This is a genomic window from Polaribacter aquimarinus, assembly GCF_003129485.1.
GTDB classification, from domain to species: domain Bacteria; phylum Bacteroidota; class Bacteroidia; order Flavobacteriales; family Flavobacteriaceae; genus Polaribacter; species Polaribacter aquimarinus.
Genome location: NZ_QFFG01000007.1, coordinates 1 through 13,928, shown reverse-complemented (window position 1 = coordinate 13,928; position 13,928 = coordinate 1). Strand labels below are relative to the sequence as shown.

General features: G+C 29.5%; 11 protein-coding genes and 1 pseudogene. 7 read left to right on the top strand and 5 right to left on the bottom strand.

Annotated elements, in window-relative coordinates; genetic code table 11:
• Nucleotides 1–45: 45 nt before the first annotated feature.
• The 3 genes from DIS07_RS13955 to DIS07_RS13945 all read right to left on the bottom strand — a co-directional run bounded on the left by DIS07_RS13955 (nt 46) and on the right by DIS07_RS13945 (nt 4,623).
• Nucleotides 46–2,805, bottom strand: coding sequence for a carboxypeptidase-like regulatory domain-containing protein (locus DIS07_RS13955; protein WP_109405887.1), 2,760 nt, complete (start codon nt 2,803–2,805; stop codon nt 46–48).
• A gap of 29 nt (nt 2,806–2,834) precedes the next feature.
• The gene (locus DIS07_RS13950) at nt 2,835–3,686 is read right to left on the bottom strand and encodes a GLPGLI family protein (RefSeq protein ID WP_109405886.1); all 852 of its coding nucleotides are present in this window, start codon (nt 3,684–3,686) and stop codon (nt 2,835–2,837) included.
• Nucleotides 3,687–3,777: 91 nt separating this feature from the next.
• A complete protein-coding gene (locus tag DIS07_RS13945) occupies nt 3,778–4,623 on the bottom strand; it encodes a GLPGLI family protein (protein ID WP_109405885.1) in 846 nt (281 codons plus the stop codon).
• A gap of 116 nt (nt 4,624–4,739) precedes the next feature.
• On the opposite strand from DIS07_RS13945, the gene DIS07_RS13940 reads away from it, so the two are divergent.
• From DIS07_RS13940 to DIS07_RS13930, 3 genes are all read left to right on the top strand, one after another.
• Nucleotides 4,740–6,293 (top strand): sensor histidine kinase, encoded by a 1,554-nt coding sequence (locus DIS07_RS13940; RefSeq protein ID WP_109405884.1) that lies wholly within the window; start codon nt 4,740–4,742, stop codon nt 6,291–6,293.
• Complete coding sequence (locus DIS07_RS13935) at nt 6,286–6,963, top strand: response regulator transcription factor (RefSeq protein ID WP_109405883.1); 678 nt, start codon at nt 6,286–6,288, stop codon at nt 6,961–6,963. The genes DIS07_RS13940 and DIS07_RS13935 overlap by 8 nt, the downstream gene beginning before the upstream one ends.
• A 65-nt stretch (nt 6,964–7,028) precedes the next feature.
• On the top strand, nt 7,029–7,643 hold the full coding sequence (locus DIS07_RS13930) for a deoxynucleoside kinase (protein WP_109405882.1): 615 nt from the start codon (nt 7,029–7,031) through the stop codon (nt 7,641–7,643).
• A gap of 116 nt (nt 7,644–7,759) precedes the next feature.
• Here DIS07_RS13930 and DIS07_RS13925 read toward each other — a convergent pair whose 3' ends face one another.
• Nucleotides 7,760–7,945: a hypothetical protein gene (locus DIS07_RS13925; RefSeq protein ID WP_109405881.1), complete on the bottom strand. Its 186-nt coding sequence runs from the start codon at nt 7,943–7,945 to the stop codon at nt 7,760–7,762.
• A 2-nt stretch (nt 7,946–7,947) separates the two neighbouring features.
• Nucleotides 7,948–8,517: an RNA polymerase sigma factor gene (locus DIS07_RS13920; RefSeq protein ID WP_109405880.1), complete on the bottom strand. Its 570-nt coding sequence runs from the start codon at nt 8,515–8,517 to the stop codon at nt 7,948–7,950.
• 200 nt (nt 8,518–8,717) lie between these two features.
• Between DIS07_RS13920 and DIS07_RS13915 the strand changes: the two genes are divergently transcribed.
• From DIS07_RS13915 to DIS07_RS13900, 4 genes and pseudogenes are all read left to right on the top strand, one after another.
• Entirely contained in the window at nt 8,718–9,581 is an 864-nt protein-coding gene (locus DIS07_RS13915; protein WP_018942691.1) for a sigma-70 family RNA polymerase sigma factor, read from the top strand.
• A 100-nt stretch (nt 9,582–9,681) separates the two neighbouring features.
• The gene (gene rpe, locus DIS07_RS13910) at nt 9,682–10,338 is read left to right on the top strand and encodes a ribulose-phosphate 3-epimerase (RefSeq protein WP_109405879.1); all 657 of its coding nucleotides are present in this window, start codon (nt 9,682–9,684) and stop codon (nt 10,336–10,338) included.
• The gene (locus DIS07_RS13905) at nt 10,339–11,694 is read left to right on the top strand and encodes an exonuclease domain-containing protein (RefSeq protein ID WP_109405878.1); all 1,356 of its coding nucleotides are present in this window, start codon (nt 10,339–10,341) and stop codon (nt 11,692–11,694) included.
• Between the two features lie 295 nt (nt 11,695–11,989).
• A pseudogene (locus DIS07_RS13900) lies at nt 11,990–13,928 on the top strand (hypothetical protein); the annotation flags it as partial.

Here is a 13,928-nt window from a genome sequence, read left to right as displayed (position 1 = left end):
CTCCAAAATTTTTCATGAGAATTTCTATATTAATAATTTAATAAATTATAATTGATAACGAACTCTAAAACTAATTAACCTAGGTAAGATAAAAGTTTCGTTTATAGAATTTACTACATTCCCTGTATTTACTGATGCTCTAGAACCAGTTCCTAACAAATTACTTGCTTCTAACTCATACTCCCACTTTGCATCTTTATTTTTTCGATACGCAAAAGTAGCGTCCCAAATTTTAAATAAATTCTGTAACTTACTATTTTGTCTAACCTCTGTATAAGAAAAGTTAGTTTTAAAAGTTAAAGAGTTCCAAATATAGGCATCAAAATTAATAGATGGACTTTGTGTTACTCCTTTAAATTCTCTAGATACATTTGTATTAATATCTGTATTTGTTTGATCAGAAAAAGCAACTTGATATCTTAGACTTATATTAGGAGCTGTGTTAAAATTGGTACCTACACTAATTCTATGAGAATGAGAATTAGTTTTGCTTCTAGTGGTATTATTGCTAAAAAACTGATAAACATTTCTATAATTAAAACTGCTAAAATATGAAGTCCTAATTTTTTTAAATGTTTTCTCTATTCTTCCAAAAGCATTAAAACTCTCGTTATCAAAAGGAGCATTTAAATTTGTTCTTGTAGAAACAACAGACCCTGGTATAAAGTTAGCTACACCTGCAATTGGATCCATTGTTTTAGAATAACTTACTCTAGCAAAAACATTTGTATAATTAAATAGATTAAAACTAGAATATCTTAAATTAAGGTTTTCTATGGTTCCGTTTAACAAATCATTATTTCCAGTAAAGAAAGAGCGGTAGCTGTTTGCTACAATTCCTCTAGCAATTTGATTTACATCGGTAAAATTAACCCTTTGTCTGTATGAAAAAGTTAAGCTTTCACTTCTTTTAAACTGCATAATCATTTCAAATTCTGGTAGAATTTTTTGGAATGCATCTTTAAAAAACTCATTTCCAAATTGAGTATTTTTAGAAACATAAGAATGCGCTGTAAAACCTGGAGTAAATGTAAAAATTCCAGATTTTAATCTGTACCTCACTCCTGCATAAACATCAGAAAAATTATATTCTGTATCGTTTGTAGTACTTGGATTAGAAATTCCCTGAATATTAGGATTTGGATCTAAAGTTGCTCCTGTATTAGGGTCTAAAATTTGAAAAAATCTCGAATCAAAATTTTGTCTACTTAAAATGGTACCTCCAACAAAATTTAAATTACTTTTCTGATTCAAAATATAGTAATAATCTAACTTTGCATCTAACTGATTAGATTTTACTCGCCTATCTTGTTCTAAAAAATATTGATTTACTGTTTTATCTAAACCTAAAACATCGGCTGCATCATCAAACCCATCATTATTGCTATTAGGATTGTTTTCTAAAGAAGCTACATAAAAAGGATCTTCATCTTGCAATAAGTGTTGCATTTCTAGCGCAAAAATATTGTTTTCATTAGCAGTATAAAAATAGCTTAAGTTTTGATTAATTCTGAAAGGAGTTGCTCTTTCTCCTTCTGTAATATTATTTCCAATTACCTGCGAGCTAGCATTATCCGTTCTAAATTCATTAGAAAAACGACCAATAACATCATAATTCATTTGATTATTAAAGTCTTTCTTGTAAATAGAACTAAATTTAAACAACCCAGTATTACTGGTTTGGTCTGTTCTATTATCTGTAACATCATCTGGAATATTTGGATCATTATAATCTAATTGGTTTACATTTCTTTGACCATTGCTATTACTGGACCAAATTAAAAAACCACTTAAATCAAGCTTTTTATTTGGAGCATAACTAAAGTTAAAAGCCGATAATTTTGTTTCTATTCTATTGGCATTTCTTGCAGTAGCATTTAAAAATCCTATTCCAGCACTTGCTATACTCAAATTTGTTCCATTAGAAGGACTCTGGCTTCGAAAACCTCCACTAAAATTTCTGACATCTCTTCTATTTAATACAACATCTCCTAAATTATTTAAATCTCCAATAACATTTATAGTGTATTTTGGACTGTAATAAAATAATTTAGGTTGAAACAAATATAAACCTTGATCTGGCGAAGAGCCTCCACCTGCTGTAACATCTCCAAACCAAAAATTCTTTTTTCCTTCTTTTAATTTGATATTTATAGCTACTCTATCTTGATTATTTTGAACACTTTTTAATTGATTTATATCTCCATAATTTCTTAGAACTTGAATTTTATCGACTGCATTTGCCGGAATATTCTTGGTCGCCAATTTTGTATCACCATCAAAAAAGTCTTTTCCATCTATCATAACTTTTTCTACCTTTTGCCCTTCTACTTCTATTTCTCCGGCTTCATTTATTTCCATTCCCGGAATTTTTTTAACGACATCTTCTAACTTTCGTTCTGTTCCGTTTTTAAAAGAATCTGCATTATAAATAATTGTATCTCCTTTTACGGTTACGGGCATTTTAGATACAATTTGAATTTCATCGAGCATTTTATCTTCTAACATTGTAAAATTTTCTAAAATATCTCCTTGTTTCGTTTTAATAAATTTACTGATAGTTTTAAAGCCTATGTAACTAATTTGAATATTGTAAGTAGTATTTGCTTTTAAGTTTAATTTAAACACCCCTTTCGAATTAGAAAAACCATAAGAGCCGATACTTTTAGTTAAGGTATCTATGGCTATTACATTTGCCATTTCAAGCGGAGTAGCAATAGAATCTTTTATGGTTCCTGAATATTTAATTTGCGCATTGGATACCCAAGTCGCTAAAAAAATGGCAACAAGTAATGTTTTTTTCATATTTAAAATTTGATTAGATGTAAATACAATTAGAAGCCTCTTCTATTTCCTCTTCTTCTATTTTTAAAGCGTTCTTTTAATTCTTCTGTTTTTTCGTTTACAATTTTTGTATATTCTTCTCTTGTAACTTCTTTTCCTTTTTTAGGTTTCTTAATTTCTACTTTCTCGTCAGGATTAATGATAATTTCTGTACACAACATTGTAGTTCTTCCTGAATTGATTTCTAATATTAAACCTGGTAGTCCCCAATAATCGGCTGGCCCAGAACTTACTGGAATTTGTGGTGTATACCATGCGGTTACTAACTTCGTTTTAATCTCTTTTGTAGTTACCTTTTGCTTTTTATTCTGACTGACAGAATCTTTCTTTTTATTATTTTCTCCTCCCCTTCTTCTAAAAATACTAGCCCAGTCTATAGTGTTATCAATTTTAACTAGAGTCGCTTTGTATGCAGTATATTTTCCAATTTTCTTAGACTCAGAACCCAATTGCCACTTGGGCTGATTCATTTTCTCTTTTATTAAAAATCTTTTACTGAATTGTTCTACATCTTCAATCATCTCTTTTTCCTTTAGGTTCTTATAAACAGAACCTTGACCATTACTTCTTGCCCATCTTGGACCTGAAGTTCCTGGTGCATCTAACTTTACATTTTCTTTAAAAGAAGATTCAATTTTATTAAAATTTAGTGTGTAGGTCTTTTCTAAAGCATTTTTAAAACGAGCCATCATCTGTTTTTTTTGCTGCTCAGACATTTTATTTCCAAAACGACTTATATCCATCGAAGTTTTAGACATATATGTTGCTTTGCCCTGAAAATTACTTTGAGCCGATATACTCAGGAAAAAAAAAGTGATTAGAAAGGTAAATATTAATTTCATAAGTTGTAATTTAAATCCAAAAATAATCTTAAATACTTCTTATTGGACTTAAAAAAAACTTAAAAGTTTAATTTTAAAATAAACAAAACAATTACCCACCTATTTTAATTGTGGCACCATTGCCCATATTTACCCCTTTTCTGCTTTTAAAACGTTCCATCATTTCTTTAGATTTTTTTCTACTGATTTCTTGATACTCTCTTTGACTAACAATTTTCCCTTTAACTGGTTCTTTAATTTCCTTAGTTTGAGAAGGATCAATTACAATTTCTGTACAAACAATGGTATTAGTTCCATCATTTATTTCTAAAATTAATCCAGGTAAACCATAATAATCTTTTGGACCATTACTTATCGGTACTTGTGGTGTATACCAAGCATTAGTTACAACTTTAACTTGCTCTGTTTGTTCTTTTAATTCTCCATTAACCATAGACACTTTTGTATTTGTCACTTCATTTTCGAAAGTTGCCTTATAACAAGTATATTCTCCTATATTTTTGGTTTCTGAAGTTAATTTCCAATCAAAATTTCTGAGAGAATCTTTAACTAAAAATAATTTTCCCATAATTTCTGTTTTATTTACAAATCTTTTGTCTTGTATATTTTTGTAATAAACATCTCCATTTCCTGAACCTCCAAAAGACATTACCATTACCCTATTACCGTTGCCCATTTTAGGTTTAGGAGTATTTATTTTAGCATCTAGTTTATAAATTGATGAATTTTTATCAAACTGAAGTATGTAGGTTTTTTGATTCATTTTCTGAATTCTTTTTTGAATCTCTTCTGCTTGCTTTTCAGTAATATCTGAGTTTTTGGAATTAATTTTAAAATTACTTTTTCTAATGGTTTTGTAAGTAGCTTTTCCTGAGAAATTTTGCGCATAACTTATTAATGAGAAAAAGAAAACTGTAATAAATAATTTGACTTTCATTTTTGATGATTTTGATTCACTACAAATATCAAATAATTTAATATTCTTCTTAGTTAACTTGTGTTAACGTTTGTTAACCAATACATTTTGTTAAAAAAAGAAACTATTTTTGAGATATGGATATTCAAAAGCATAAATGGATTTTCTATTTTATAATTACCACTATACTTGCAACAATAAGTATTCAGTGCTATTGGAATTATAAAAATTACGAAGAAAACAAAAGGCTTGTAACTAATGAAATTCAAATAAGTTTAGATAACGCAATAGAAAAATATTACACCTCTCTTGCCAAAAGTAATTTTATAACAATTGTTGATGCAAAAACTCAAGGAAAATTTTTAATAAATGATAAAAATCAAAATTCTAGAGTTACAATAAATAATATTAAAATTACTTCAGACGAAAGTATTTCTGAAGAAGCTAGAGATTCTCTATTAAAATCTACTAAAAAATTTGTACGAGACTTTAAATTAAAACAAGACAGTGCAAAAAAAACAATCTTTAATCACACAAAATTAGTAACTCAGTATACTAACAAAAAAGAAACCCAAACTTTTAATAACGATGGAACTAAAACTAGAATAAAGTTTTTTAATGGAAAAAAAGCAGCAGATAGTCTAAAATTAATCGCTAATTTAAAACCAATTTTCATTTCTTTTTTAGATCATTCTATAGAATATTCAAAAATAGATTCTCTAATTAAGAATGAATTAAACAGAAAGAAATTAAACTTAAAAACAAATTTTCATCACTTAAAAAACGATACACTTTTTCACCGAATTAAAGATACTTTACTAGATAAAAGCAACTATCATTTAAATTCAAAATCTACCTATGTTAAGAAAAACGAAGCTTTTAAATTATACTATAGCAATCCAAAAACAGAAGCTTTAAAAAGAAGTTATTTTGGGATATTATTATCACTTTTTTTATCATTAGTTGTTATTTCTAGCTTACTCTATTTATTAAAAATAATCAATCAACAAAAAGATTTAGCAAATATTAAAAACGATTTAATTAGTAACATAACTCACGAATTTAAAACACCAATAGCAACAGTATCTACAGCTATCGAAGCTATCGAAAACTTTAATGTTTTAGAGGATAAAGAAAAAACAAAAAAATATTTATCAATGTCAACTATTCAGTTAAAAAAATTACACTTAATGGTTGAAAAATTATTAGAAACCGCCACATTAGATAGCGAAGATTTATTGCTTAAAAAAGAAAGCACAGATATTGTTGAGATAATTTTTAAAATTGTACAAAAGCATCAATTATTAAAAACAGGTAAGGAAATTATTTTCCTTAATAATTTAAAACCTATATTCTTAAATATAGATGTTTTTCACTTTGAAAACTGTATTTCTAATTTAATTGATAATGCTATAAAGTACGGTGGAAATCATATAGAAGTAAATATTAATTCAATTTCAAATGCAGTAGAAATTACGGTTACTGATAATGGAATTGGCATCGAAAAAAATCAACAAGAAATGATTTTTGATAAATTTTACCGAGTACAAAAAGGAAATACTCATAATGTAAAAGGTTTTGGAATTGGCTTGTACTATTGTAAAAAAATCATTGAAAAACATCAAGGAAACATAGAACTATCATCAACAAAAAACAAAACTGTTTTTAAAATAGATATACCTAATGAATAAGATAAAAGTGCTTCTAGCTGAAGATGAAGAAAGTTTAGGAATGATCGTTAAAGAAAGTTTAGAATCGAGAAATTTTATGGTTCTTCATGCAAAAAATGGTGAAGAGGCATTTACTATTTTTGATAACGAAAAACCAGATATTTTAGTCTTAGATGTAATGATGCCAATTAAAGATGGATTTACTTTAGCAAAAGAAATCCGTATTAAAAACAAGGATATTCCAATCATTTTTCTCACAGCAAAATCTCAAACAAGTGATGTATTAGAAGGTTTTAACAATGGTGGTAATGATTATTTAAAAAAACCATTTTCTATGGAAGAATTGATTGTTCGAATAAAATCTTTACTCAATAGAATAGAAATAAAACCAAATCTTGAGAAAATTCAAATAGGTAATTATTTTTTTGATTACACAAAACAAACACTTACTTTTTTAGAATACACACAGCAATTAACACATAGAGAATCGCAATTATTATATCATCTTTTTGAAAAGAAAAATAGTATCTTAGATAGAAGCTTTATTTTAAATAAACTATGGGGAAATGATGATTTTTTTAATGCAAGAAGTATGGATGTTTTTATTAGTAAGCTTCGAAAAAAATTAAAAAAGGACACAAACATCAAAATTATTAACAGTAGAGGTTTTGGTTATAAATTGATTTGTTAACTACTTTCTGTTTTTAGTTTTTTTATTACCTTTAGCATCCTTTTTAATCTTCTTAATATTAATATATGCACGTTGCAATTGCAGGAAACATTGGTGCTGGTAAAACCACACTAACCAAATTATTAGCTAAACATTACAAATGGAAACCACATTTTGAATCTGTTGATGAAAATCCATATTTAGACGATTTTTATACAGAAATGGAGCGTTGGTCTTTTAATCTTCAAGTGTATTTTTTAAACAGCAGGTTTCGACAGATTTTAGAATTGAGAGAATCTGGCAAAAATATTATTCAAGATAGAACCATTTACGAAGACGCTCATATTTTTGCACCAAACCTTCACGCAATGGGTTTAATGACTAATAGAGATTTTAACAATTATAGTTCTTTGTTTGAATTGATGGAAAACCTGGTAACCCCACCAGATCTATTAATTTATTTACGTGCAGATATTTCTACTTTGGTAGGACAAATTCACAAAAGAGGAAGAGATTATGAAAACTCTATTAGTATTGATTATCTGAGCAGGTTAAACGAACGTTATGAAGCTTGGATTTCTAAATACACAAAAGGAAAACTATTAATTATCGATGTTGACAATCTAGATTTTGTAGACAATCAAGAAGATTTAGGATATATCATAGATAGAATAGATGCTCAGATAAATGGTCTATTCTAACAAAATATAAAATTCTTAAAAATAAAAGAGACCGTAAATACGGTCTCTTTCTTTGTGTGCTAAATCACACTTTGACAGATTGTCCCCCAACTCTCTATCAATCCTAAATATATTATTTAACTTTTACCATTTAACAATTCTTCTCTTATATAAAAGTCGGAAAGAGTTCCAGGGAATTTCAATAGAAAGAAATCGGCTATATCATAAGTTAATTTTATCATACCAATATCATCAAGAACTTTACTCTTAAGAGTATTAGGCACCTCTTGATTAATGAGGATTTTTTTGAAAGGATTGTTCATAATTATAACTCTTCATACGTTCTTACAACTTTCTGTTTTGCTCTTTTAATGCGCATTTTAACAGCACTTTCTCCGACTTCTAAAACTTGCTGAATCTCTTTAATACTCATATCGTCTTGATATTTCATTAAAAGAATCATTTTGTCTGCCGGATCAATTAAAGATAATGCTTTCGCTAATTTTTCCGATTTTAACTCAAAAAGAGTTGCATCATCAATTTCTTGCGTAAAATCATCATCTTTTATATTATCTGTAACAACCGTAACTTTTTCTTTCTTTTTATGTGTGTTTCTTTGTACATAATTTACACAGAAATTATAAGTAAAAGAATACAACCAAGTAGAAAACTTAGAGTTACCTTTAAAGGTCTTTAATTTTACAAATAACCTGATAAAAACATCGTGAGTTAAATCTTCGGCTTCTTCTTTACTTTTTGAGAAACCATAGCACTTGTTGTAAACAACTTTAGAAAATCGGTCATATAAAACAGCGAACAAATGTGTATTATTTGTTTCTGCTATTTTAAAGACTAAATCTTCATCACTTAAAAATTTAACATCAATTGTTTTCAATTCAGTTATTGTTTTGACACAAATTAACTTGATAAGTCACACATAAATTAAAAAAAAAGACTAGTTGTTATTTTTAGTCGATGAGTGGTAAAAAATTCACTTTTAAAAAAAATTAAAACTTTTTGTAACATAAACATACTTTCTTGCGTATAATAAAATGTAGCAATACAATTAATCCTTTAAAATTCACATAGAATTAGATGAGACAACTTAAAATTACAAAGCAGGTTACTAACAGAGAAACTGCATCGTTAGACAAATACTTACAAGAAATTGGAAAAGTAGACTTAATTACAGCTGATGAAGAAGTAGAATTAGCGCAGCTTATAAAAGCAGGCGATCAAAGAGCATTAGAAAAATTAACAAAAGCCAATTTAAGATTTGTTGTATCGGTTGCAAAACAGTACCAAAATCAAGGATTAACTCTACCAGACCTAATTAACGAAGGAAACTTAGGATTAATCAAAGCAGCAAAACGTTTTGATGAAACTAGAGGTTTTAAATTTATATCCTACGCTGTATGGTGGATTCGTCAATCTATCTTACAAGCCTTAGCAGAACAATCTCGTATTGTACGTTTGCCATTGAATAAAATTGGTTCTATCAATAAAATCAATAAAATGTATGCTTTCTTAGAGCAAGAAAATGAGCGCCCTCCAAGTGCTGAAGAAATTGCTAAGAAATTAGATATGACTGTAAATGACGTAAAAGAATCTATGAAAAATTCTGGACGTCACGTATCTATGGATGCGCCATTAATAGAAGGTGAAGATTCTAATTTATACGACGTATTAAATTCTGGAGAATCTCCAAATCCCGATCGTGTTTTATTACACGAATCTTTAAGAATTGAAATCAACAGAGCTCTAGAAACATTAACACCACGTGAAGCTGATGTTGTAAAATTATACTTTGGTTTAGGTGAACACCAACCAATGACTTTAGAAGAAATTGGAGAAACTTTCGATTTAACTAGAGAGCGTGTTCGTCAAATTAAAGAAAAAGCAATTAGAAGATTAAAGCATACTTCTAGGAGTAAAATTTTAATGACTTATCTTGGATAAGAATTTGTAAATAAAAATATAAAAACTCTCGAAACAATTTCGAGAGTTTTTTGTTTTATATACCTATTTTTGCATCAAAATAAAACACAACTTCATACAAATGAGTAATTTAATTGCACCATCAATTTTAGCGGCAGATTTTGCCAATTTACAAAGAGACGTAGAAATGGTAAACAATAGTGAAGCAGATTGGTTTCATATTGATATTATGGATGGTGTTTTTGTACCCAATATTTCTTTTGGAATGCCCGTTTTAAAAGCAATAACAAAACATGCAAAAAAAACAATTGATGTGCATTTAATGATTGTAAATCCAGATCAATACATTCAAACATTTGCAGATTTAGGTGCAGATATTTTAACTGTACATTATGAGGCTTGTACTCATTTGCACAGAACTGTCCAAGCCATAAAAGCAGCAGGAATGAAAGCTGGGGTTGCATTAAATCCGCACACACCTATTGCTGTTTTAGAAGATATTATTGCAGATTTAGATATGGTTTGTCTTATGAGTGTAAATCCAGGTTTTGGAGGACAATCGTTTATTGAAAACACCTACAAGAAAGTAAGTCAATTAAGACATTTAATTGAGTTTGCTAAGTCTGATTGTCAAATAGAAATTGATGGAGGTGTAACCAGCAAAAATGCCAATACTTTAATAGAAGCAGGTGCCAATGTATTAGTGGCTGGTAGTTTTGTTTTTGGTGCAGAAGATCCAACTGCAACTATTGCTGATTTAAAAAGTATTGTTGGATAATTGTACAGCGTAGTAGACATAGAAACCACAGGAAATGGATATAGAGGTCAGAAAATAACCGAAATATCCATTTTTGTTTTTGATGGAAAAACTGTTATTGATGAGTTTACTTCTTTAGTAAACCCAGAGCAAAACATTCCTCCTTTTATTACAAATCTTACTGGTATTACAAATGCTATGGTAAGAAATGCTCCAAAGTTTTATGAGATAGCAAGAAAGATTGAAGAAATTACCACTGACACTATTTTTGTAGCTCATAATGTAAACTTTGATTACAACATTATTAAAGATGAATTTAAAAGTTTAGGGTTTGATTTTAAACGCAAAAAACTCTGTACCGTTCGTTTGTCTAGAAAAATTATTCCCGGTTTAAAATCTTATAGTTTAGGTAATATTTGCACTTTTGAAAACATTCCTATAAATGGAAGACACAGAGCAAAAGGCGATGCAGAGGCAACCACAGAACTATTTAGAAGATTAATTGAAAGAGATGATAATTTTATTATCAATTCATTTTTAAATCCACGCTCTAGACAAGCTACTTTACCTCCACTTTTAGATAAAAAAGTAGTGGATAATTTACCAGAAACTTTTGGTGTGTATTATTTTAAAAACATAGCAAAAGAAGTTATTTATGTAGGTAAAGCCAACAACATCAAACAACGAGTTATCAGTCATTTTTACGACAAAAAGAAAAAAGAGCAAAATATGTGCTTGGAAACTGCAGATATTTCTTACACGGAAACTGGTAGTGAATTACTGGCTTTGTTGTTAGAATCTTCAGAAATAAAACACATTTACCCTAAATATAATAGAGCTCAAAGAAGAGCTGGAGAAGCAGTAGGGTTATTTTCTTATGAAGACCAAAAAGGAATTTTACATTTAGCATATAATAGATTAAAACTTGTCCCAAATGCTTTAACCAAATATTATTCTGTTGCTGAAGTTAGAAACCACTTAGAATATTTGTGTAAAGAGTTTGAGTTATGCCCCAAATATTGTCATTTACAAACCAATGTTTCTAGTTGTTTTCATTATCAAATTAAAGAATGTAAAGGAGTTTGTTGTGATAAAGAATCTGTAGAAGATTATAATAAACGAGTTAAAGAAGCAATAAAATCAATAGGAATTGGAGCAGAAAATTTAGTCATCAAAGAAAAAGGAAGAATCAAATATGAAATTGGTTTTGCCTTAATTTTAGATGGCATTTATAAAGGATTTGGATACTTAGACACTTCTCAAGATGAACAATTATCTTCTCCTGAAGATTACCAGTTTTTTGTTCAACCTAAAAAAGACAATAGAGATGTTCAGCGAATTCTTGCATCTTATTTAAATAAGAAAAAGAATGTTTAAAAAAGTCCCTTTCTTATCAATAAACCTATAAAAAGCAACATAATTCTACTACCTGTCGTTTTACAGAATCTCTACTGACAAAAGTAACTACAAGTTCAAAAATTCCAACTTTAGATAACTTTAAAATTCTTTTGCAGTAGTTATACTATTTAGGTTTACAAATAAAAGTAATCATGATGGTTTTTACAAAGAAAAGGTTCTTTTAAAAAATGTGACTTTTAAATGATAGTTGTGTCTTAAACTACAGAATGACTGGCAATAATTTTTATCTTTGCCGGAATTAAAATGTTTTTTTATGATTAAAAGTCAAAAAAAAACGAACTTATTTGGGGAAATAATTCGTTTGACAAATATTAGTTATATACTAATATTTCTGTGTTCAATTAATACTTATTCGCAATATCTACATAGCAGTTGCGACAACGGTGCTGCAAGTTTTATTTGGAGTACAACACCCTCTAGTAATAACGACTTTGATTGGACGGACGGTGATCTTACAAAAACGATGTCTAATGTAGATGGTAGCGGTGTTAACATAACTTATACTTTCTCGGGAGAAACAGGTACTTTAGCCCAATGGCCTAGTAGTACTAGTACAACAGACTCACCTGCAGTAGGAACAGATGCTGACCCAGGAGAAGTTTTACAATTTTATACAAGTGGTTTTTCTACGGGAGATGGTGTTACTTTAACAATTAGCTTTAGTTCACCCGTATTTTCTGTTGGGTTTGATTTATTTCATGTAAATGGTAACGGGAGTAGTGGAGATAAATATACAATAACAGCTACAGATAACTTTAATAACACTATTTTCCCAACATTTACAACTTCTCCAAATCCTACGTATACTGTAGATGAAGCTACCGGAGTTATAGATTCTGCTTCTAATGGCTCTACTGCCGGTGATGATGATAATGTAGGGGTTAATTTTTCTGATACTGATAAAATAAAATCTATCACCATTAAATGGCAAGATTGTAATATTTGTACAGTAGGAAGTGTACATGGTTCTGGAATGATTGGATTTACCTTTTGCGAAAATTTTGATGATGTAGATGGAGATGGAGTACCAGATAATGTAGATATAGATAATGATAATGATGGTATTTTAGACATCACAGAAGGTGCTTGTCCAGGTGTAGCTTTAACAACTACTCCAGATAGAATTACTGTAGCTGATGGAGCTACAGGAACTCTTCAAAATATAGATGTTTCATCTTTAGGACTTTCTGTTGGAGACTTAGTTTCTGTAAGTAACGTACGAGCAAGAGGAGATATAGATGGAGGTGCAGCTTCCAATGAAACATTTAGTTTAACTTTTAACGGTAGCACTACAGATAGTGGTCTTTATGTTAGGAGCACACAATGTAATACAACTTTAGATGCCGCTTTCCCTTTTGTACAGAGAAATCTTACTGTTATAGATATAGGGGGTGGTACACCTGGTATTACCGTACAAGCAACCACAGCTGCTGGTGTGGGTAATTTTTGTAGTGATGGTAGTGGAGCTTTTGCTTTAGAGTATACAGTAGATTTAAATTGTGTTACCTCAAGAGATACAGATGGAGATGGTGTTCCCGATTATTTAGATTTAGATTCAGATAATGATGGTATTCCAGACAACATCGAAGCACAATCTACAACTGGTTATGTTGCCCCAACAGGTTTAGATTCAGATAAAGATGGTTTAGATAATGCTTATGACTCTACTCCTACTGGAGGAGTTACGGGTACAGGTTCAATTGGTATTACACCTCAAAATTCAGACAACACAGACAATCCAGATTATTTAGATTTAGACTCTGATAACGATGGTATTTTTGATATTACAGAATCTGGTTCTGGATTAACAGATACAGCGGGTGGTGCAGACGGTAGAGTCGATTTAGGAGGAGGTACTATTGTTGGCACAAATGGATTAGTGAATTCTTTAGACAACGGAGATGATTATACAGACCCTAATGGATCTTTTGATAACACACAAACAGACAACTTTACAGATTCAGATGGAGATATAAATACTGGTGGTGATGTAGATTATAGAGATGTACCAGGTGTTGATACTGATAACGATGGTATTGTAGATGCTGATGACTTAGATGATGACAATGATGGAATTTTAGACACAGAAGAAAATAAATGTAATTTTACAGATGAAATAGATACTAATCCAGCATTATATTCTCAAGGTTTAGCAACTTCTTCAGATTTTACTACTTTAAACGGACAAAATT